Raw genomic sequence first — 22,512 nt, forward strand, 5'->3', positions numbered from 1 at the left:
GATGAAAAAGTTTTTCAAGAAAGTCGGCGCCTTCCTGCGCCAGACCTGGGTCTGGACTCTGCTGCTGGTGCTGTTCGTGGCGCTGCTGGTGTGGTTCGTCGGCCCATTGTTGGCGGTGGATGACTACAAGTTCTGGGAAAGCGCGACCTCGCGTCTGCTGACCATCGCCGTGTTGTTCCTGATCTGGGGCCTGACCATGGTCTTCGTCAGCTGGCGCGCGGGCATCCGCAAGAAAGCCGTCGAAGAAACCGAAGATGGCCAGGATCGCATCCGTCGTGACGAGCTGATCGAAGAAGAGCAGAAAGAGTTGAAGGCGCGCTTCAAGGACGCGCTGAAAACCCTGAAGACTTCGAGCCTATATCGCGGCCGCAGCGAACGCTGGCGCAACGACTTGCCGTGGTACCTGCTGATCGGTCCGCAGGCTTCCGGCAAGACCAGTCTGCTGGACTTCTCCGGGCTGGAATTCCCGATCAACAAGATCGACCGCAAGCTGACCCGCGACACCCTCGGCACCCGTCATTGCGACTGGTACTTCGCCGATCACGGTGTGCTGATCGACACCGCCGGGCGCTACACCACGCAGCCGGACGCGGAAGTCGACGGCAATGCCTGGACCACCTTGCTCGAACTGCTGCGCAAGCGTCGTCGCGGGCGTCCGTTGAACGGTGTGCTGGTGACCATTCCGGTGGAATCGCTGATCGGTGGCAGCGAGCAGGACATCGACACCCTGGCGCGCCAGGTGCGCGGTCGTCTGCAAGACGTCTATCAGAAACTGCACGTCGACGTGCCGGTGTATCTGGTACTGAGCAAGGCGGACAAGCTGCTCGGTTTTGACGAGTTCTTCGATCAACTGACCCGCGAAGAAAGCGATCAGGTGCTGGGTACCAGTTTCCGCAAGGATCAGGTTGGTACCGACGTCGCGGTACTGCGCGGCGAATTCGAAGAGCTGCTGCGGCGCCTGAACAATCAGGTGATCATGCGCATGCACTCCGAGCGCGATACCCAGCGCCGTGGCCGCATCCTCGACTTCCCGCATCAACTGGGGCAGATCGGCGAGCGCCTGTGCCTGTTCGTCGACATGGCGTTCACTGGCAACCGGTATCAGCGCGCGTCGCTGCTGCGGGGTTTCTACCTGACCAGTGCTCCGCACCTGACGCAGGAAATGGACGCGACCACCGCCGGCATCGGCGCCAACCTCGGCATGAATGCCGGTGTGCTGCCGACCCTGCGCAGTGGCCGTTCGCGCTTCATCCATCATCTGTTCAGTCGGGTGATTTTTCCGGAGTCGGATCTGGCCGGCCTCGACAAACGCGAGCGCAGCCGCATCCATTGGGGTCAGCGTGCGTTGTACGTTGGCGCACTAGCGGCATTGGCGCTGTTCGGCATGCTCTGGGCCGGTGGTTTCTCGGCCAACTATGAGCGTCTGGAAAACCTGCGCACGCTGGCGCAGAACTGGACTCAGCAGCGTTCGGCGCTGACCCCGCGTGATGACGCGATGGGCGTGTTGAAAACCCTCGACACCAGCTACGCCGCGACTCAGGTGTTCCCGAAGAAGGGCGACGTCTCGTACCACGAACGTGGCGGTCTGTATCAGGGCGAAGATGTCAATCCGGTGGTCAAGCAAGCCTACGAACATGAGCTCGAAGCGCAATTGCTGCCACGGGTCGCGACGATGCTCGAAGGGCAGATTCGCGCCAACATGAAGGACCGCGACAAGCTGCTCAACAGCCTGCGTGCGTACCTGATGCTAAACATGAAAGACCGTCGTGACGCCGTGTGGCTCAAGGACTGGGTCGCCACTGACTGGTCGCAGCGCTACACCGGCAACACCGCGGTGCAGAATGGTCTGAACACCCACCTTGAGCGCCTGCTGAAGCAGCCGTTCATCTACCCGCTGAACGATCAACTGGTGACTCAGGCACGTCAGGTGCTGCGCGCCGAATCGCTGGCCACCGTGGTCTACCGCATGCTCCGCGAGCAAGCGCGCAACCTGCCGGAATACCGTTTCAGCCAACACCTCGGCCCGCAGGGCTCGCTGTTCATCGGCACCGAATACGTGATCCCGGGCTTCTACACCCAGCAGGGTTATCAGCAGTATTTCTCGGTGCAGGGTTCGGCGCTGGTCACCGACATCCTGCGTGACAACTGGGTGCTGGGCGAAGGTGCGGGCATCAGCGACATGGACTTGCGTCGCCTGATGGTCGAACTGGAGCAACTGTACTTCCGCGACTACGCCAACTACTGGAGCGAGGCCGTTGGCCAGGTGGCCTTGCCGCCGATCAGCGACGCCGGTGAAGGCGCCGAGCAACTGGCGGGCCTGACGTCGGCCAACTCGCCTGTGCTGGCGTTGCTCACTGAAGTGCGCGAGAACACGCGCTTCCCGGCTGCTGCCGATCCGGTGGATGAAGCCGGTGATGCCGCCGATGCACTGGCAGGGCAGAAGGGCAAACTGGGCAAGGTCGGCAAACTGGCGTCTGCCGTGGCGGACAAGGCTTCGGCGATGGCCGTGGCGAAGAGCCTCCCGGACACCGCGAAGAAGTCGCTGCAACGTCGCTTCGAGCCGCTGCATCGCTTGCTCGATGACAACAACGGCCCGGCCGCAGACCTCACCCCGGCCATCAGCGCGCTCAACGACCTGCAACTGCAACTGTCCGGTCTGGCCCGTTCCAGCACGCCGGAACAAGCCGCGTTCGAAATGGCGAAAACCCGCATGAGCGGCCAGCGTGATGCGCTGACCAACCTGCGTGCGGCCTCGGGTCGCCTGCCGCGTCCGCTGAGCGTGTGGTTCAACGTGCTGGCCGAAGACTCGTGGCGCCTGGTGCTCAACGACGCTTACCAATACCTGAACGGCCGTTATCAGAACGAGCTGTACAGCGTGTATGGCAAAACTATCAGCAAGCGTTATCCGTTCAGCGCCAGCAGCACCAGCGACGTGGCGATCAGCGACTTCCGCGAGTTCTTCCGCGCTCAAGGCACCGTCGATCGCTTCTTCGACAGCTACATGCGTCCGTTCGTCAGCGGTGATCCGGGCAACTACCGGATGCGCAGCGTCGACGGTCACAGCCTGCCGGTATCGAAGATGTACCTCGACCAGATGGCGGCGGCGCTGACGATTCGCCAGAGCTTCTTCTCGATCAACCCGGCCGAGCCGACCGTGCAGTTCAAACTGGAGCCGTACACCCTCGATCCGGCGGTGAGCCGTTCCGAGTTCAAGTTCGGCGACAAGACCATGGAGTACCGCCACGGTCCGATCCTGCCAATGACGTTCAAGTGGCCGACCGACGCTGAAGACGGTCGCACCAGCCTGGTGATGGACAAGATGGCCGGGCGTCCGATCGGTATCGAGAAGAACTCCGGCCCATGGTCGCTGTTCCGTCTGTTTGACCTGATGCAGACCGAGTACCTGACCGGACGCGACGTGCTGGTGCTGAAAGCTGACGTGGGTGGCCTGCGCGCCAACTACCTGCTGACCAGCCAGCGCACGCCGAACCCGTTCGACATGGGCGTGCTGCGCACCTTCCGTATGCCGGTGCAGCTCTGATGCTGGTGGCCAGTCCCTGGCGCAGCGCGGCGCGTACCGACCCGGGCAAGGTGCGGGCGCGCAACGAAGATGCCTTCCTCGACTCGCCACAGCAGGGGCTGTGGGTGGTCGCGGACGGCATGGGCGGTCATCAGGGTGGCGACATCGCCAGCCAGTTGATCGTCGCCAGCCTGGCTGAACTGCCGCAGCACGAGGACTTCGACGAACGCCTCAAAGCCATCCGCCAGTGCCTGCACTGGCTGAACCGGCGCTTGGGGCAAGAGTTGACGGTCACCGCCGGACGCCACGACAGCATCATGGGCAGCACCGTTGTGGCGTTGCTGGTGGAAGGCAATCGCGCGGCCTGCATCTGGGCCGGCGACAGCCGTTGTTACATGTGGCGCGGGCAGCGGCTGTATCAGCTGTCCAAGGATCATTCGCTGCAGCAGCAACTGATCGACGAGCAACAGATGAGCGTCGAACAGGCGGCAGCGCACCCGGCGGCTCAGGCGTTGACCCGAGCCGTCGGTGCGGCCGAACAACTGACCCTGGATGTCCTCGAACTCGAGGTCTATCCGGGCGATGCGTTTTTGCTGTGCAGCGATGGTTTGTATCAGGGCCTGAGCAGCGATGCCCTCGGCAACGCCCTCAGCCTCAGCGCGCCGCATGTGGCGCTGGAACGTCTGTTCGACGGCGCCCTGCGGGGCGCCGCTCGGGACAACCTGACTGCCGTGGTGATCCGCCAATGACTGAAATCGAATCCTCAGTCGATGACTTGCTGATGAGCGAAGAGCAGGCCAGCAACCTGACCTACTTCGCCTTCGCCAAGGCAAACAACGCCGAGCCGTTGCTGGCGCCGACCAAGGCCAGCATCGGTGCACTGCCGGACGTACTCGCCGGCCGCTACCACCTCGAGCGTCTGCTCGGGGCGGGCGGCATGGGCGCGGTCTACCGGGCGCGGGATCTGCTGCACGAGCAGTTCGGCGATCCCGACCCTTACATTGCGCTGAAAATCCTCAGCGAAGAATTTGCCGAATCGCCGGACGCCAGTGCCTTGCTTTACAGCGAGTTCGCCCTGACCCGACGCTTGCGCCACGACAACGTCGTGCGTGCGCACACTTTTGAAGTCGATACCGACTGCCAGCGGGCCTTCATCACCATGGAATACATGCGTGGCCTGACCCTGGACAAATTGCTCTGCGAGCGGCCTCTGGGCCTGCCGTGGAAAGAAACGCGCGACATCGCGCTGCCGCTGCTCGATACGCTGGCCTACGCCCACCGTCGCGGCGTGCTGCACGGTGACATGAAGCCGAGCAATGTCATGCTCAGCGAAGACGGCTTGCGCCTGTTCGACTTCGGTCTCGGCCAGGCAGACGAGGGCGTGTTGCCCGGCCTGCCACACCTGAGCCGCGAGCGTTTCAACGCCTGGACCCCGGGCTACGCCGCCCCCGAACTGCTTGAGGGCCAACCGTTGTCGGCCAGCGCGGACGTGTACGGCGTGGCTTGCGTGATCTATGAACTGGCGAGCGGCAAACACCCGTTCCGCCGCTTGCCCTCGACCCAGGCCCGCGACGAGCACCTGGAGCGCGAGCTGCAAGCTCCGGCGAACTTACCGAAACACGGCTGGCCAGCGCTGCGAACGGCGCTGAGCTTCAATGCGGCAGAACGCACCATCACTGCCGATCAATTGCGTGACGCCTTGGGCGCCACTTCGTCCTGGCTGCAACGGTTGCGACTTCGGGCGTAACGGACGACATTCGAACAGGGAGCGCTTTATGTTCAACCCAGCTAACGAAACCCACTTCAGCCTCAAGGTCGAAGATTACGTGGGCGACCTGCAAGTGCTGTCGTTCACCGGCACCGAAGGCATCAGCCAGCCGTTTCGTTTCGACCTCGAACTGGTCAGCGAAAACCCCGATCTGGACCTGGAAAAACTCCTGCACAAGCAGGCGTTTCTCGCATTCGATCCGCAGGGCTCAGGCATTCACGGCCAGATCTACCGCGTCGCCCAGGGCGATGCCGGCAAGCGCCTGACCCGCTACAAGGTCTCGCTGGTGCCGCAACTGCAATACCTGCATCACCGCACCAACCAGCGCATCTACCAGCAGATGTCGGCGCCGAAAATCATCGCGCTGATCCTCGATGAACACGGGATCAAGGGTAACGCCTACAGCTTCCAGCTGAGCCAGCCTTGCCCGGATCGCGACTACTGCGTGCAGTACGACGAAACCGATCTGCACTTTGTTCAGCGCCTATGCGAAGAGGAGGGTATTCACTACCACTTCCAGCACAGCGAAAAGGCTCACCTGCTGGTGTTCGGCGACGACCAGACCGTGTTCCCCGATCTCGGCCAGCCGACCGCCTACATACAGGGCAGCGGCATGGTCGCCGAAGAACCGGTGATCAAAGGTTTCAAACTGCGCCTGGAAACCCGCACCAGCCGCACCACGCGCCGCGACTACGACTTCGAAAAACCGCGCCTGCAGATGGAAGCGGCTTACAAGCCGGATGGCGAGAGCACTGAACCGGATCTCGAAGACTACGACTACCCGGGCCGCTTCATCGACCGCGCACGCGGCAAGTTCCTCAGCCAGCGCGCCCTCGAACGCCACCGCGCCGACTACCGCCAAGCCGAAGGTCGCGGCGACCAGACCAAGCTGGTCAGCGGCCACTTCATGGCCATGTCCGACCACCCGCGCAGCGAGTGGAACGACCTGTGGCTGCTCACCGAAATCTTCCACGAAGGCAAACAGCCGCAAGTCCTCGAAGAAGGCGTGACCAGCGACACCACCGACAACAAGGACGACTTCCACCAGGGCTACCGCAACACCTTCCTCGCCACCCCGTGGGACGTGTTCTACCGCCCGGCCCTCGAACACCCGAAACCGCGGGTGCTCGGCAGCCAGACCGCCATGGTCACCGGCCCCAAAGGCGAAGAAATCCACTGCGATCAATACGGCCGCATCAAAGTCCAGTTCCACTGGGACCGCGAAGGCCTCGCCGACGACAAAACCAGCTGCTGGCTACGCGTCTCCAGCTCCTGGGCCGGCGACCGCTACGGTGCGATCAGCATTCCGCGCATCGGCATGGAAGTCCTCGTCACCTTCCTCGAAGGCGACCCCGACCAACCCCTCGTCACCGGCTGCCTGTACCACAAGGAAAACCCGGTGCCGTACGCCCTGCCGGCAAATAAAACCCGCAGCGTTTTCAAAACCCTCAGCTCCCCGGGTGGCGGCGGCTACAACGAACTGCGCATCGAAGACAAAAAAGGCGCCGAACAAATCTACATCCACGCCCAGCGCGACTGGGACGAGAACATCGAGCACGACCAGAAGATTCGTGTCGGCAACGAACGTCACGACACCGTGGTGAAGAACACTTACACCGAGCTCAAGGCTGAAGAACACCGCACGACGATTTCCGACCGCAAGGTTGAAGCGAAGCTGGATGATCACCTCACGGTTGGGCAGAACCAACACGTCAAACTCGGTACGGCGCAGCTCACCAGTGTGGGGAAAGAGATTCACCTCAAGGCTGGGGACAAGATTGTTATCGAGGCGGGGACAGAGCTGACCATCCTGGGGGGTGGGAGCTTTATCAAGCTTGATGGCGGTGGTGTGACGGTGGTTGGGCCGGTGGTGAAGATTAATGCGGGTGGGTCGCCGGGGAGTGGGACTGGCATCGGGATTAAGCCACCGGTGCTGCCGGGGGCTGCGGATAAGGATAAGGCGGGGAGTTTGATGGATCAGGCGTTGGGGAATGCGGTGCCTGAGAAGGTTAAGCCGAAGGCTTTTTTTGTATTTTCTGAGTGATCGACATGAATGGTTTGTTGAAGAAGAGCAATGGCTTCGCCGTAGCGGCTTTCACCGCCTCGCTGTTGAGCCTGGTTCATGGAAGCGCTTATGCGGATGAGTGTCCGTCCGAGGACTTTTCCCAGTTCCTGCCGGCGTTCTCTGCGAGTGCTGAAATTCAGCAGCGGTTGACTGCGATGACGGTGAAATCGCTGGTTTTGAAACCTGCTGGGGAGAGCGGAAATTTTGAGCCGCAAACGACGGGAGTCAAAAGCTCGACATTGGCCTTTCCACTGATGGCGCCCATAGCCACAGGTAAGACAGAAGGTGTCGAAGTCGAAGCGGTTGACGACAGTCACTTCAACGTTGTTGATAAGCGTGCAGGTAACAGCAACATCAAGATCTTTAACTTTTCTCGCCAGGCGTGTTGGGTTTTGGAGGGTGTTGAGGATTGGTCGATTAGTGAGAAAAATCTCGTAGTGGCGAGTACGCCGACCATGAACACCTCCGAGAATTTTTGTTATCAGCGCGCGCAAGCCTTCGCTGGGTTAGGTGGGTTAGAGCAGTATCGGCTAACCGGTGAACTGTTTGTGGCTGCGCTGGAAAACTATGAGTGCGCTGCTGCTTCTGGAGACCCACAAGCAAGTTTGAGTGCTGCGGGTCTGAGTCTTTCTGGAATGGCACCACAGTTGGAAACGGAAAAAGTCGAGGCGCTTTTCAAGGCTGCCGCGACAACGCTTGCCGACGGTGCAGCCTCTCTTTCGACTTTCTATTGCTACGGGAACAACCCTGTACCCGAAGGGCCTTGCCGACATCCAGAGCAAGCCGAAAAAGAGCTTATTCGCGCTGCATCAATGGGTTCGGTCGATGCGATGAATTACTTGGGTTACTCGTTTGAAGAAGGAAGGCTCGTTACCAAAGACATGTCCAGAGCGCTTGCCTGCTATCGCCTCGCCGCTGACAAGGGTAACGACACCGCTGCCGGAAATCTGAAACGTTTAAACGCGCAAGACGCTGCTGCTTCTACCAAGACCAGCTATTGCTATTAATTTGCAGGATGCAGAAATGACCGAACCACTCGATTTAAGAAACCAGTACACCGGCGGTGATTACGTCTACTTGATGGGAGGTAATGGCACTCAAACCAACGCGGCGGGAAAAAAACTGATCGATTGTTCACATATGGTGAACCTTCTGCTCACTGGCGCGGGCTACCAGATTGAGTATGAGGAGACGAGAGCTATGAACGCCTCCTCTCGCTTTTACACCGTAGTGCCGCCGACAGAGGTCAAGAAAGGGGACATTGCTCTTTGGATTGACATACTTCCTCTAACGGGAGGTAGTCGTCGTCTGTTTCATACTGGCATTGTCATGGAGTACAACGCGGCGACGCGTCAAGGAAAAATTTTTGGTGCTCAGACCACTAACGGACCTTCAGAAGCATTCTTTGGAACTAACCCGCCTGCTTACTACTGGCCTGTTCCAACAAAATTTCTGAGAGCTAAGGAGGAATATCGGACAGGTGCCACGCCAGCTCCCGCGCCGTCGGCAGCACCTGCACCGGCAGGCCCCGCCCCTCTGATGAACTTTCAATATCCGTTCAGAAAAGCTGACGGTAAACAGTTCGCTGATGCTGAGGAGGTTTACAAAGCCCTCGAGGCTGAAACTGCTGGCCACTACTTGCTAGGCAGCAACAAGTTCTGGCATGGCGGCATTCACATCAGCAATGCCAGCGCTCCTCAGTGCATCTTGAACGAACCAATTCGGTGTATGGCCGACGGTGAAGTCGTGGCCTACCGACTTAACGAAGATTATTTGGAGTCTACGTTCGGTGAAAATGAGAAAAAACTGAAGTATTCCAACTCGTTTTGTTTGGTGCGACATGAGTACAAATCTGCGCCGAACCCAGAAGACGGACCTAATAAAGGCAAGCAAAACAAGCTGAATTTCTACAGCTTGTACATGCACCTTCTGCCCTTCAAGCGTTATCCGCTGACTGAGGAAGAAACTCCGAAGCCTCAAGTGACCATGAAAGTAAGTGACTTCAACGCTTACGACGATTTCCCTGAATCCAGTAGCGTTCAGAACGTCGGCAAGCTCGTTGCGGGGACCAAACTTGAAATACTGGATCAAAAGGCCCTAGGCACAGTTACCTACGCAAAAGGGAAAATCCTGTCAGGTAGTGTGAAAAAAAGCGGTCACAAAGTTCGCGAGACTGGCAAAGAGGTTTGGTTCGCATACTTGAAAGACGGAGAACCCTACAAAAACTCCAAACCCGCACGTATATGGCTGGCAGACCCGATCCCGGAGCGTTTAAAGCCAAAATATTGGCAAGGTAAGGTGAAAGGAACCGCGTTGACAAGATTGGATCTTTATCAGGGTCCTATCTCTGCCCAAAATGGGCAGAATGCCGGTGATAAGATTGGCTCGCTGCAACTTAACCCTCAAAGTTCTGTGGAATTTGAAAGCAAAGAGGTACTGAACCTCAATGTTGCAGGGACAATTCGTAGAATGGCGAAATGTACCAGCAGCGGTAGCTTGGCTGGGACGGGAAACCTTCCTCCCAGCTTCTGGGTGATTGTGGAAAACGAATATGTTGCCTGGGATGTAATCCCGAGTAGCTTCAATTCTGTAGAGCCTGCAAGTACCGGTATCAAGGCAGGTGATCCGATCGGATACTTAGGGCTGACAGAAAACCTCACAGGCGAAGATGGCGGCGTAACCAATAAGTATCAGGTTCATGTCGAGATATTCACTGCTGATGTCGACGTAGAAAATTTTCTTCAAAACGCTGCTGATTTGAAGATAGGTAAACAATATCTACATCTTTTGGCAGGAGCTGAGCTCAAGAAAAAGGCGCCTGCTACCGGTAGTATTCCGGTCAAAAAGGAGCATGTTGTTGATTTAAGCAAGGCTCCCGTGATCAAGGAAGGCGATGAAAGCTGGTATGACGTCAGTGTGGTGGAAGACGATCAACCGTTAAAGGGACTTGTTAAAAAATCTGGCGCAACGCTCATCACTCAGCACGACTGGGAGAAATTGGGTTTTCAGATCGTGGAAGAAACAAACACCGTTGCCGATGGATTCCTCGACCCTCAAGACATGCCTCAGTTCTTCAAAGATCTTTTCGTCAAAATTGATAAAAACCACGACGGGGATGTTGATAGCAATGAACTCTCTGAGGCATTGAAAAATGTTGATATGAGAGATCACTGGGCGAAGCTCATTGCTCACCATCCAACTGAGTGGAAGGACAAGGCGGAGTCGGTTAAGTGGAGTAAGTTGGATAAAATACTAGAAGCATCTCCAAAAAAGTTGAAGCACGAAAAAGAACGGATAAGCAAATATGTTTTTTGGAGTGAGCTGTCTGGTAAGGCCGCTGTTAGTTCAGATGTAGTTTGGCATTTTCATCCGGTTGAATTCATAAAAAATATGACCGCTAAAAAAATCTGCGAGTGCAATGCTATTGTTAAAGTGACTCGTTGGAATTCTAGCACTATGACCCATTATGGCCCGCTACATACCGGTGATAAAGAGTTAGGCAGTGCTCCTCAATGGGATGAGCTAGTATCTGCGGGGAGGATTACAGCGGATGAAAAGAAAATTATTGTTGTCATGTCGGGGAATGAAGCAAAAATCAATGGGGTACAGTGTTATGACAGTGAAGTGATCACTGCGGGAGCGATGCAGAAAACAATGAAAGTCACCGGTGGCGGTGAGCTGCCAGATCAAATTAAAAAATTCAAGGATCAATATCCAGATGCATATGTAGAATTTTTTGAATCTAAAGGTTGGAAATTAGATGAAGCTGGTGTATCCCCGCAATTATATTATCAGGGGGAGGCTCGAGCTAACGGCGCTAAATTGGAAAAACAGGCGCTAAAAGAAAACCTGCAACTTGGATGTAATGAAGCGACCTTTGGCAAGGTAATTGATTGCCAACCAGTTTCTGCGATGGCGTGTGCAATTGCTAGCCCGCTATACGTGGAAATACAAATAATGGATTTTATTGATAGGCTGCATGCTGCATTGAGTAAAGTGCCCGCGGGGTACAGCTTTAGTGCCGAAAAGTTATTTAAGTCTCCTTTAGGAAAGGCTGTAGTACTTGATCATGATATAAATAGGCCCGCCTTTGTCAAGGATGATTTAGGTGCAGCGCTCGACACGTTTTTCTCCCAGAATCCGGCGGTAAGTAGGAATATTGATACCTGGGGGGCGGCGCACGGCGCGAATGAGCGGAAGGTTCTCGATTTGTATGGTAATAACAGAAGAATGACGAATCCATCTCTCCGTTATAATCACTTAAAGGCAGGGCTTTGAAAATGTTAAAGGCAAAATTTTTTATAGGTACATGTCTAATTTTTTCAATTGGATCTTTTTGTAATGCCGCAGATTCGAGTTTGACGAGTGCCGATGGTGCGATGCTCAAGTTTTCTTCTTGGGATCAAGGTGCCGCTGTATGGAAGCGCGCTACCTTCTCCAAGATGAACGACAGCTATGATTTATACGATAATGGGAACAAAACTTCAGTTGGCGTAGGTATTAACTCTGATTCTCTTTCACCCAGCAAAAAATATGCGTTGGTTCAGCGAACTGTATTTGGAGAGTTGAGCAATGGGCAAGAGGTGGTTGCCACCGAGAATAATTATTGCGATATGGTTTCAATGGATACTGGTTGCGTACTTTTGTCTCGCTCCGCTGAAGCGTGTTCAGGAAGTTGGAAAGGGGGAAATTGGTTGACTGATAGGGGAGAGGTGATTGTGCCGAACTTGGAGACGATTTCTCCTAACAACCTAATAAAGTCAGTGGAATCGATTAATAATGCGTCTGCGAAGGGACTTGCTGTAAAAGACCAACTATTCATGGGTGTCGAATCTTATATGAGTTGCTACCCGGCCAGTAAGAACGTCCAAGCCTTGAACAATGTCGGTTTCTATCTAGCACAAGCAGGTGATGATTCGTCCGCACTGAGGATTTATCGGGAAATAGAAAAAGTTGGTAAGCGGACTGTGCTGATGCTCAATATCGCGGACTCCTTGTGGAATTTGAAAGAAACTTCCGAGGCTGCGAAATATTACAAAAAATACTCTGACGCCATGATCGCGGAAGGTAAAGCCGGAAAAGTGCCTGCACGCGTTGCTGAACGGGCGAAATAGCGACGCGAGGGAGGTTTCGATCCTGGGCGGCATGCGCACCACCGAGGCGTATGTGCGGTGATCGCGTGGGTGGGCGTGTGGTTAATCCAGGCTCGACATTTTTGCGGGAATTGCTTAAGCCTTCGGCAGTGATGCCGTAAGTTGACCCGCAGTGTAATGGGGACAGGCCACGTTTTAGTAATTGCTCGAAAACCGTGGTCTGTCCCCATTTTTCTTATGTGCATAATCAGCGAAATCCTTCAGATATTCAGGATTTCGTGGCCAATCCAGATCTCTTGATTTCCTCAACCGAATACGGTGTTGAGTCCGCCTCCGTCTTCTGGTTTACCAAAACTGGTCAGGGAGGCACAAAATTGTGCGAAGTTGCCAAGACGGGTAGCGTGGTCGATGTAACGCAAATGGTGAATGGAGGTCAAAACGGGTATACGGACAGGAACAACAGATACCAAGCCCTCGCTGCACTAATGAATATTAACTAAGGGTCATTCGCTATGCTTCGTTTTTTCATGTTTGCTTTCGTTTTTCTTATAGCAAATTCCAGCAGTGCGCAAGATGTGGATTATCTTCAGGGTCGAGTGATTCAGGGCCCGTTTAAAACTAATGTTGTAAATGGTGGGGAACTGTACTTTTTGCAGACAGGGAGCGCAGAGTTTCCGGTTTCCTTGGTTTTGGATGTTGTTGGTGCTGATAATAAAAAAAATAGAAGTCTTGTCGATAAATACGATGTAGCTGGGTCAGATCCAAAAATTGAGTCGATTTTCTTTTATCCGGTAAAGGGTAAAAAAAATGTGCTTGTTTTGGTTTCTTGGGAAATTACGAGCAGAGGAATCGGGACGTACGGAACCCTTTATCAAGTTTATGGGTATGGAAAAAGTGCGGACAATAAACTGGTTGTGAATAAGCTTGTCAGGTTTGATAAGAACTTGAGTGGGATGGAAGGGTATCAGGAAGGTGAGGAGCAACATTTTCCTTATGTTAATGCAGGGTTGATAAAATCTTATATAAAGAAAATAAATGGTGCTAAATAGCGATGGCTGCCAATGCTTTGCGTTTAATAGGGCAGGCCACGCTTTATTATGCGCGAACATGGTTTGGCCCCGGTTCGCCAAGCGCAAAACCTGAATGACTCTAGGATGAACACAGTGAACCGTTTCGTTTTTACCCTTCTGTCCGTTCTGCTGCCTGTTTCAGCGGTCTATGCGCAGGACGACTGCAGCCATGTCACCTCAAGTCTGGAAATGGTGCCCTGCTCGGAGGCGGCGAAGAAGGCTGCCGATGCGCAGTTGAACGTCAGCTACAAGCAGTTGATGACGCGGCTTGAGTCTGACTATCGGACAGATCCGGCGTTGGGTGTGGAGTACGCGGCGAAGGTCAAGGAGTCGCAGCGTGCATGGTTGAAATTGCGTGATGCGAATTGTCCGTTGGAGGCATTCGAGATCGAGGCGGGGATGCCGGCGCATGTGTTCGCCGTTAACTCGTGCATCGCCAGAATGAGCCGCGAGCGCTCGGCGTATCTGGACAAGATCGTCCCTGCGCTTGCATCCGATAAGAGCGCTTCGACGGCTCCCACCAGCGACGCTTGCCCCTCGGAGGAGTTCGCCCCTTTCCTGACTGCGTTTTCCGCCAACAGCGAATCACAACGCCGGCTCACTGCGATGACGGTCAAGTCGCTGGTGTTGAAACCGGTAGCGGGAAAGGAGCGAAGTACTTTTGAGCCTTCGACCTCGGGTGTCAGTGGAGCTACTTTCACCTATCCGCTGATGGCTGCAATCACACCCGGCAAGACACCAGGGGTCGAGATCGAAGAGGTTGATGACAGTCACGTCAAGGTGGTGGATAAACGGGCGGGCAACAGTAATATCAAGATCTTCAACTTCTCTCGTCAGGCGTGCTGGGTGCTGGAGGGGATTGAGGACTGGTCGATCAGTGAGAAGGATCTTGTCGCAACACGTAATCTGGGAATGAGCCGCGCAGAGAATTTCTGTGAACAACGTGCTGAAGCTTTAGGAGGGCTGGGATTTCTTGAGCAATATCCGCTGACTGCGGAGTTGATTGAGGCGTCGCTGGAAAATTATGTATGTGCTGCGGAGTCGGGTGACGCGAAGGCGAGCCTGTCGGCGGCACGCCTGAGTCTTTCGCAGATGGCCTCTCAGCTGGAAATCAGCAAGGTTGAGGCGCTGTTCAAAGCGGCCTCGAAAATACCAAGTGGCGCGCTGGGCTATGCCACGTTTCTTTGTTCAGGAAACTCCACCGACTATAACGGCCCTTGCCTCCATCCCAAGCAGGCAGAAGAGCAGGTCATTCGGGCGATCACCATGGGTTCCACAGATGCGATGAGTTATCTGGCTTCTACCTTTGAGGGTGGTGAGTTGGGAGCGAAGGATATGTCTCGGGCGTTAGCCTGTTATCAGATGGCGGCTGACAAAGGTGATGAGTCGAGCATCAACAGTTTGAAGCGATTGGGGTCGCAGCCGATCAAGGCCAGTCACTGCATTTGAAGTTCGGGGTGATGTTTGATGCGCTTCCGCAAATGTTAAGTCTGAGTCCGTCACGCTTAAAAGTTTAATACTTGAGCATCTGACGACAGCGATTTTCCTTTAAGCTCCCCATCCCCCCAAGGAATGCGCTCAGGACACGGAATGCCAGCCCCCTCTACCTCGCTCCGCCCAGCACTCGTGCTCTGGCTATACGCCGCTGCGATCGTGCACATTCTCGCCGGCCTCACCCTGACCTGGGCCGGGCATTCCGGCTTACTCGACAGCTACTTGCACAATCTCGAACTCGCATTCTGGGGCGCAGGTGCAGTCCCTGCCGCCGGCCACGAACAGCAGATCTGGTGGCTCGCGCTGTTCGGCGCGACGCTGCAAAGTTATTCCTTGTACATGCTCGCGCTGGTGCACCTTGGCAACCGTCTCAAAACCTCGGCAGCCTGGGGCTGGCTGATTGCCGGGATCCTGTTATGGGCGCCACAAGACATGTGGCTCTCGGCGCAACTGCAGGTCTGGTCGCACCTGTGGCTCGATGCTTTTGCATTGCTCGTGCTATTGCCGCCGTTGAGCTGGCTGTATGTCCACGATCGCCAAAAAATCACTCAATAACTGGGCATTGGGCATATTGGTAATGAAGGAGCTATAGCGTGAAAGGATTTTCGATTCTGCTCGGCTGCTTGGTATTGGTAGCCTCCTCGACGGCGCTTGCGGTAGAGACGTGTAACCCAGACAGTTTTTCCAACCCAGACTTGATCATTTGCGGCCAGCAAACCTTCGAGAAGGTCGACGCTGTGTTGAACGAGCAATACAAAAAAGCGCTGACGAGTTTGGCTCCTGCGGAGCAGAGCCATCTGAGAGATGTGCAAAAGAACTGGGTGCGTTTCAAAGAGTCGTTTTGCGAGGAGCTTTATCAATCCACTTTGCCGGGCGCTGAGGCGCCAATCGAGAGACTGGGGTGTCTGGTACAAACGACCAATGCCCGGTTGGGAGAGTTGATTGCCCTGCAGACGGGCTTATCGCTAGATGGCTTTTACAAAGCCGCATCTGCGATTGCGGGGAAGGATCGTGAGAGAAATTTAGCGGCCGCCATTGAGCGACTGGGAGGGGATGAGTTCAATGATCCCCTTTGGAAGACGTACGCAGAAGGGCATTGTGAGATGGCTGGCCGTCTGTGGCGTGAAGACGTCGCCTACTGCGCGGTGAGGATGCGTTTTCAATTACCCATGAACCGCTAAAGAACGCTTCGCCAGAAACAGGCTGTCAGTGGTGAGCCGGGGTTCATTGAGAAAGGGGACTTAACGTCCCCTTTTTTCATCCGCAAATCCCGCTACGACTTGGCTGCCAGGTTTCGCACTTCAATATGGTCGAGCGTCCCTTCCACCATCAATCGCACCCCATCCGCCATTCTGCTCAGGGCCAGTGCTACCGAGCGACGGGAGCCGTGGAGGTCGTCGGCGAGGTCGCAGGCGATGGCGCTGATGGACAGGAGGTCTTCGGAGGCGTTGGCCATCAGGGCTTCGGCGTCGGTGCCGGGGGTGAGGCTGAAGAGGCCGGTTTCGCGTTTGGGTTGGGATTCGGTGCGCGGTTTGAAATGGTGGTCGAGGGCGCGTTCGGCGGCCTCGTGGAATTTCTTGGATTCCAGCGATTCGTAGGGCGATATGTCTGGGGTTTCGGGGGGATTGGGTGTTGGTTTGATCATAAGTATTTTCCGAGTTATGGAGCCAACACCGTTTCGCTTGCTTCGAGAGGGTGGCAGCTGTGCATAGGTGTGCAAGACCGGACTCGGAAACCGGCAGACCCGAAGGCCTCCCATACACAGCCGCCATAACAGTTCGCGAGCATAGGAAAACACCCGGCGAATAGCCATAACTGAATGCATGACGAGTCTGGACTTGCACGTCCGAGTCACCGATTTTGCGGAGACACACACAGGCTATCGACGATGCTCCAACCTGCCTAGTTCTCGCACAACACCACGCCTTGCAGGAAATTTCCCATAGGTTTGCAGGCCGGAGGATCAAAAGATCGCAGCCTTCGGCAGCTTCTACAGGGATGTGTTTCAACAGGTGTAGGACGGTGGGTGCAGAAGTGTGACTTGGCGGTCATCGTGCGGGAAATGGTCTGCATCATCTTCCAATAGCGGTCGATAGTGGCGTTATCGTCTGAATCCCTTACACTGCCCCGGCCGTTCATTTTCCTTTTGAGGCTGTGCGCATGAAATTTCGTTTTCTTCTGTGGATGATGGGTTTGTTGATGGGTAAGGCCAGCCGGACAAATCCTGCGTTCCAGCAGCAGTTGGGTGACAAGGATCTGGTGTTTCAGCTGCAGACGCTGGACGGGAAGGTGGCACGGCATTTCGTGGTGAAGAATCAGCGCGTTACCAGCAAGTCTGGGGTGGTGGCGGAGCCGGCGTTTGCGATTGCGTTCAAGGATGCGGGTTATGCCTTTGCCACGATGCAGGCGAAGAACAAGCAGCTGGCGTTTATGCAGGGGATTCAGGACAAGTCGATCCAGCTGAAGGGGAATCCGGCGCTGGTGATGTGGTTTCAGGGGTTGATGAAGTATTTGAAGCCGAGGAAGGCCAAGCCGAAGGCTTGAGTAGACGGGCTTGAGTGGAGGGGCTGTTGTGGTGAGGGGATTTATCCCCGATGGGCTGCGAAGCAGCCCCAAAACCTGAGATCTCGATTTACCTGAAACACCCTGTTGGCCTAGTTGCGGCTGCTGCGCAGCCGGTCGGGGATAAATCCCCTCACCACAGGTTTTGTGTCAGGCAGGTAAATTGGGTTGGATTCTTCGCGAGCAAGCTCACTCCCACAGGAGGTCACCGAAACCTTGTGGGAGCGAGCTTGCTCGCGAAGTTTTTAGGCCTGGCTGAACTGCGAGGCCAGTTCGCGCAGCAGGACTTCGGCTTCGAGGACTTTGCTGACGACGTCGTTGGCTTTGTCGCGGGTCAGGCCGACGCGTTCGAGCAGGGCGTCGGGGATGTCTTCGTCGGGGCCGGAGCCGATGCCGCGACCGCGCAGCAGGCGCACGGCCAGGCAGACGAGGTTCGGGTATTCGGCGTAGGCGCCGTCGTAGCTTGGGTCGTGCTGGAAGCGCAGGGCGGTGGCCAGTTCATCGGGCATGCCCCAGTAGCGCATCAGCCACGAGCCGATCTGTTCGCGGCTGATACCGAGCAGGTGTTGCTCGATGTAGCTGTGGCACAGGTGCGGGTTGACCTCCAGGTGGCGGCAGATCAGCGAGAAGTGCGGCGGGAACACGTGGGCCAGCAGCAGGTAACCGAAGTTGTGCAGCAGACCGGCGAGGTAGGTCAGGCCGGCTTCCGGGCGCTGGGCGCGCGGCATGGCGCGGGTCAGGCCTTCGATGACGGCGGCGGTGTAGATCGATTGCTGCCAGTACGGCGTGGTGTGTTGCGGGTGGTCTTTGGGCAGGCTCAGGGTCTTGCCGAGGGCCAGGCCCAGGGCGAGGTTGATCACCAGATCGAAACCCAGCACGCGAACGATCGCGTCTTCCACCGAACGGATCTTGCCCGGCGAGGCGTAGTACGGCGACGCCGCCCAGCTCACCACTTGTGCAGCCAGCGCCGGGTCGGTTTCGACCACGCCGGTGATGTCGTCGATGGTGGCGTTGGGGTCGACGCGCAGCTTGATGATTTTTTGCGCGGTCTCGGCCAGCGGTGGAATCTCGATGGTCGCTTCCAGACGCTGCTGGATCCGGCGTGCAGTGAACGCCTGCACGGCCTGGGTGATTTCCTCGCGGTCATCGTCCGGGCGGTCGAGGTTGGGGCGGATGCTGCTCAGGGCTTCGCCGAAGTTGGCAGCGCTGGCCTTGGTCAGCATGCTCTTGAAGGCTTCGCTGGTGATTTCCAGCAGCAGGCCCGGCTCGCCGGAGTTGATCAGCAGCTTCGGTTCGCGCAGCAGGCTCTCTTCGTAGAGACACGGCGAACTGGTCAGCGCCGGCAGGCCCGGCAGCAGGCTCAGGCTGTGTTTGCCGAGCATCTTTTCCAGGCGCTCGGTGGACACGGCGGTCAGGCGTCGGCCAGTGAGTTCGGCGAGGCGGTTGAGGTCGAGCAACTGGCTCTGCGGAAACAGCACCATCAGCGCGCCGACGGCATCGTCCAGCAACACGGCTTGTACCTTGCGCGAAGCGTTGAGGCCGTGGTGGTCGAGCACTTCTTCGTAGGCGATCCCCAGCTTGCCGAGCAGCAGCCGAATTACAGACGGCGCGTGCGGGAGTTCGGGGGCGAGAGCTGCGTCAGTCATGGTCTGTATCCGTTTTTGAAACAATGGCAGGAGTATAACCAGCTCTGTAGGAACGATCCTGCACAAACTGCGACGGTGCTCACACTTGGCCGTATTGCTGCCCGTGGCGCAACCAACGGTCGAGCAATGGGCTGACGTGAGTCGGCCAGCGTTCCAGCAGCGCTTGCGCAGCATCGCGCACGGCGGGTAGCAGATCGGCGTCGCGCATCAGGTCGGCGACCTTGAATTGCAGCAGACCGGTCTGACGGGTGCCGAGCATTTCGCCGGGGCCGCGCAGTTCGAGGTCTTTTTCAGCGATGACGAAACCGTCGTTGGTCTCGCGCATGATGCCCAGGCGCTGACGGCCGATCTGCGACAGCGGCGGATGGTAGAGCAGCACGCAATGGCTGACCGCGCTGCCCCGACCGACGCGACCGCGCAACTGGTGCAACTGCGCGAGGCCGAGGCGCTCGGGGTTTTCGATGATCATCAGGCTGGCGTTGGGCACGTCGACGCCGACTTCGATCACCGTGGTGGCAACCAGCAGTTGCAGGTTGCCGGCCTTGAATTCGGCCATGACCGCCGCTTTTTCGGCGGGCTTCATGCGCCCGTGGATCAGCCCGACTTTCAGCTCGCCGAGGGCGGCGGTGAGGTCTTCGAAGGTGGTTTCGGCGGCCTGACAGGTCAGCTCTTCCGACTCTTCGATCAGGGTGCACACCCAATAGGCCTGACGCCCTTCGGCGCAGGCGCTGCGCACCCGTTCGATGACTTCGACGCGACGGGTGTCGGTGACCAGTACGGTGTTGACCGGGGTGCGACCGGGCGGCAGTTCGTCGAGGATCGAGGTGTCGAGGTCGGCGTAGGCGCTCATCGCCAGCGTGCGCGGGATCGGCGTGGCGGTCATGATCAGTTGGTGCGGACACATGCGCCCGCCGACGCCTTTCTGCCGTAGCGCCAGACGCTGTTGCACGCCGAAGCGGTGTTGTTCGTCGATGATCACCAACGCCAGGTTCTTGAATTGCACTTCGTCCTGGAACAGCGCGTGGGTGCCGACCACCATCGGCGTGCCGCTGGCGATCTGTTCCAGCGCGGCGACGCGATTCTTGCCCTTGAGCTTGCCGGCCAGCCATGCGACGTCGATGCCCAGCGGTTCGAGCCAGCGCTTGAAGGTGATGAAGTGTTGCTCGGCAAGGATCTCGGTCGGCGCCATCAGCGCGACCTGATAACCGGCCTCCAGCGCTTGCAGTGCCGCGAGGGCGGCGACCACGGTTTTGCCCGCGCCAACATCGCCCTGAATCAGCCGCAGCATCGGTTCGTGCTGGCTGAGGTCGTAGGCGATTTCGTTGCCCACGCGTTGTTGCGCGCCGGTCGGGTTGAAGCCGAGGTTGGCCAGGTATTTCGGTGGCAGTTTTTTCGCCTTCGGCATCGCCGGCGCGCGCAGCGAACGCATGCTTTCGCGCAGACGCTGTTGCGACAGTTGATGGGTCAGCAGTTCTTCGAAGGCCAGGCGATGCTGGGCCCAGTGATGACCGAGGGCCAGCTCATCGACATCGGCATCGGCGGGCGGGTTGTGCAGGTAGCGGATCGCATCGGCCAGCGGCGCCAATTGGTAGTCGCGGGCCAGTTCGGTCGGCAGCCAGTCGGGCAGGGTGTTCGGCTTGAGCAGGGTCAGGGTCTGCATGCACAACTGGCGCAGGCGCTGTTGGGTCAGGCCTTCGGTGAGCGGGTAAACCGGGGTCAGGGTTTCATCCACGGGCGGCGGTTCGTCACCGGTGATGGCGCGGTATTCCGGGTGGTAGATTTCCAGCCCCGAAGCGCCGGGCCGGACTTCGCCGTAGCAGCGAATCCGCGTGCCGCGCTTGAGGCCTTCTTTCTGTGCATTGCTGAAATGGTAGAAGCGCAGGCTCAGGCCGCCGGTGCCGTCCTGCATGCGCACGACGAGGCTGCGGCGCCGGCCCATGACCACGTCGGCACCGCTGACGGTGCCTTCGACCACCGCGTCCTGGCCCGGTCGCAAGTGGCCGATCGGCACCACGCGGGTGCGATCCTGATAACGCAGCGGCAGGTGAAACAGCACGTCCTGGAGATTCTCCAGGCCGACCTTGGCCAGTTTCTCGGCCATGGCTTCGCCGACACCCTTGAGTGCCGTCACCGACACTTGCGACAGCTCAGTCATGACTCTGGCTTAACCGGCCGTGACCGGCGCGGCGGGTTTGGCCACCGAGCACAGGCGAACGGAGTCGGCGAGGATTTCGATGGCTTTCGGCCGCGGGAAGCTCGCGCGCCAGGCAATCGCCACGGTGCGGAATGGCACCGGCGCCGACAGCGGGCGTACTTCGATCACGCCCGGGGCGTAGTGATGGCTGTCGACAGCCGACAACGGCAGGATCGAGATCCCCAGGCCGGAGGCGACCATGTGGCGGATGGTCTCCAGCGAGCTGGATTCCACCGTGGTGTGCTTGGCGCCGTCGTTGCCCTTGGTCAGGGTCGGGCAGGCTTCGAGCACCTGATCGCGGAAGCAGTGGCCTTCGCCGAGCAGCAGCAGGCTCTTGTCATTGAGCAGGGCGGCGTCGATGGATTCTTTTTGCGTCCACGGGTGCTGGGCTGGCATCAAGACGTAGAACGGCTCGTCGTACAGCGGCAGGGTCAGCACGTCGGCTTCGTTGAACGGCAGGGCGATGATGATCGCGTCGAGCTCGCCGTTGCGCAGCTTGTCGCGCAGCACGTGGGTGAAATTTTCTTCGATGTACAACGGCATCTGCGGGGCGACCCGGTGCAGTTGTGGAATCAGGTGCGGGAACAGGTACGGCCCGACGGTGTAGATCGCGCCGACTTTCAGCGGAGCGGTCAGCTGGTTCTTGCCGGCCTGGGCCAGCTCACGGATGCCTTGCGCCTGCTCCAGGACTTTCTGCGCCTGGGCGACGATACCTTCGCCGACCGGGGTCAGGCGCACGGCGCTTTTGCTGCGCTCGAAAATCAGCACACCGAGTTCGTCTTCAAGTTTTTTCACGCCCACCGACAGGGTCGGCTGGCTGACGTGGCAACGCTCGGCGGCGTGGCCGAAGTGCTGCTCTTGGGCGAGGGTAACGATGTAGCGTAATTCTGTGAGGGTCATAGCAAGCGTCCATGAAGTTGCGGGCCAAGCATAACGGCTGCAATCGATAGACGCACGTTATCAGACTGAGTGAGGAATGCGACACCGGGCAATGTGAGTTTGCCGTTGCCAGATAGGCAAAAGGCACCTTTCGGTGCCTTTTGGGTCGGGTTCTTCTGGCTGACACAGAAACTTGTGGGAGCTGGCTTGCCAGCGATAGC

The 22,512-nt window shown here is 57.4% G+C and carries 16 protein-coding genes; 12 read left to right on the plus strand and 4 right to left on the minus strand.

Annotated features, from left to right (window positions below; translation table 11 throughout):
• The first annotated feature begins 1 nt into the window (after nucleotide 1).
• The 11 genes from tssM (at nucleotide 2) to H043_RS0101340 (ending at nucleotide 16,191) form a co-directional block, all read left to right on the plus strand.
• A complete protein-coding gene (gene tssM / locus H043_RS0101290) occupies nucleotides 2-3,541 on the plus strand; it encodes a type VI secretion system membrane subunit TssM (RefSeq protein ID WP_027610388.1) in 3,540 nt (1,179 codons plus the stop codon).
• Complete coding sequence (locus H043_RS0101295) at nucleotides 3,541-4,269, plus strand: PP2C family serine/threonine-protein phosphatase (RefSeq protein ID WP_027610389.1); 729 nt, start codon at nucleotides 3,541-3,543, stop codon at nucleotides 4,267-4,269. The genes tssM and H043_RS0101295 overlap by 1 nt, the downstream gene beginning before the upstream one ends.
• Nucleotides 4,266-5,267 (plus strand): serine/threonine-protein kinase, encoded by a 1,002-nt coding sequence (locus H043_RS0101300; RefSeq protein ID WP_027610390.1) that lies wholly within the window; start codon nucleotides 4,266-4,268, stop codon nucleotides 5,265-5,267. The genes H043_RS0101295 and H043_RS0101300 overlap by 4 nt, the downstream gene beginning before the upstream one ends.
• Before the next feature lie 28 nt (nucleotides 5,268-5,295).
• Complete coding sequence (locus H043_RS0101305) at nucleotides 5,296-7,332, plus strand: type VI secretion system tip protein VgrG (protein ID WP_027610391.1); 2,037 nt, start codon at nucleotides 5,296-5,298, stop codon at nucleotides 7,330-7,332.
• A 5-nt stretch (nucleotides 7,333-7,337) separates the two neighbouring features.
• Nucleotides 7,338-8,360 (plus strand): tetratricopeptide repeat protein, encoded by a 1,023-nt coding sequence (locus tag H043_RS0101310; RefSeq protein WP_027610392.1) that lies wholly within the window; start codon nucleotides 7,338-7,340, stop codon nucleotides 8,358-8,360.
• 16 nt (nucleotides 8,361-8,376) lie between these two features.
• Entirely contained in the window at nucleotides 8,377-11,631 is a 3,255-nt protein-coding gene (locus H043_RS0101315) for an EF-hand domain-containing protein (RefSeq protein WP_027610393.1), read from the plus strand.
• A gap of 2 nt (nucleotides 11,632-11,633) precedes the next feature.
• The gene (locus H043_RS30215; RefSeq protein WP_143503114.1) at nucleotides 11,634-12,467 is read left to right on the plus strand and encodes a type IV pilus biogenesis/stability protein PilW; all 834 of its coding nucleotides are present in this window, start codon (nucleotides 11,634-11,636) and stop codon (nucleotides 12,465-12,467) included.
• A 491-nt stretch (nucleotides 12,468-12,958) separates the two neighbouring features.
• Nucleotides 12,959-13,495 carry a hypothetical protein gene (locus H043_RS0101325; protein WP_027610394.1) on the plus strand — a complete coding sequence of 179 codons (537 nt, stop codon included), beginning with the start codon at nucleotides 12,959-12,961 and terminating at the stop codon, nucleotides 13,493-13,495.
• Between the two features lie 114 nt (nucleotides 13,496-13,609).
• On the plus strand, nucleotides 13,610-14,965 hold the full coding sequence (locus H043_RS0101330) for a lysozyme inhibitor LprI family protein (RefSeq protein WP_027610395.1): 1,356 nt from the start codon (nucleotides 13,610-13,612) through the stop codon (nucleotides 14,963-14,965).
• A gap of 141 nt (nucleotides 14,966-15,106) precedes the next feature.
• Nucleotides 15,107-15,565: a hypothetical protein gene (locus tag H043_RS0101335; protein WP_027610396.1), complete on the plus strand. Its 459-nt coding sequence runs from the start codon at nucleotides 15,107-15,109 to the stop codon at nucleotides 15,563-15,565.
• Nucleotides 15,566-15,603: 38 nt separating this feature from the next.
• The gene (locus H043_RS0101340) at nucleotides 15,604-16,191 is read left to right on the plus strand and encodes a lysozyme inhibitor LprI family protein (protein ID WP_027610397.1); all 588 of its coding nucleotides are present in this window, start codon (nucleotides 15,604-15,606) and stop codon (nucleotides 16,189-16,191) included.
• A gap of 92 nt (nucleotides 16,192-16,283) precedes the next feature.
• On the opposite strand, the gene H043_RS0101345 is transcribed toward H043_RS0101340, so the two are convergent.
• Nucleotides 16,284-16,655, minus strand: coding sequence for a DUF6124 family protein (locus H043_RS0101345; RefSeq protein WP_027610398.1), 372 nt, complete (start codon nucleotides 16,653-16,655; stop codon nucleotides 16,284-16,286).
• A gap of 515 nt (nucleotides 16,656-17,170) precedes the next feature.
• Here H043_RS0101345 and H043_RS0101350 point away from each other — a divergent pair.
• The gene (locus tag H043_RS0101350) at nucleotides 17,171-17,554 is read left to right on the plus strand and encodes a helicase (protein WP_003229522.1); all 384 of its coding nucleotides are present in this window, start codon (nucleotides 17,171-17,173) and stop codon (nucleotides 17,552-17,554) included.
• 263 nt (nucleotides 17,555-17,817) lie between these two features.
• Here the strand turns inward: H043_RS0101350 and H043_RS0101355 are convergent, their stop codons facing one another.
• The 3 genes from H043_RS0101355 to H043_RS0101365 form a co-directional block, all read right to left on the minus strand.
• A complete protein-coding gene (locus H043_RS0101355) occupies nucleotides 17,818-19,218 on the minus strand; it encodes an aminoacyl-tRNA deacylase and HDOD domain-containing protein (RefSeq protein ID WP_027610399.1) in 1,401 nt (466 codons plus the stop codon).
• Between the two features lie 79 nt (nucleotides 19,219-19,297).
• Entirely contained in the window at nucleotides 19,298-21,373 is a 2,076-nt protein-coding gene (recG, locus tag H043_RS0101360; RefSeq protein WP_027610400.1) for an ATP-dependent DNA helicase RecG, read from the minus strand.
• 9 nt (nucleotides 21,374-21,382) lie between these two features.
• On the minus strand, nucleotides 21,383-22,312 hold the full coding sequence (locus tag H043_RS0101365; RefSeq protein ID WP_027610401.1) for a hydrogen peroxide-inducible genes activator: 930 nt from the start codon (nucleotides 22,310-22,312) through the stop codon (nucleotides 21,383-21,385).
• Nucleotides 22,313-22,512: the final 200 nt, after the last annotated feature.

The sequence above is a fragment of the Pseudomonas sp. URIL14HWK12:I6 genome, from assembly GCF_000514195.1.
GTDB classification, from domain to species: Bacteria; Pseudomonadota; Gammaproteobacteria; order Pseudomonadales; family Pseudomonadaceae; genus Aquipseudomonas; species Aquipseudomonas putida_A.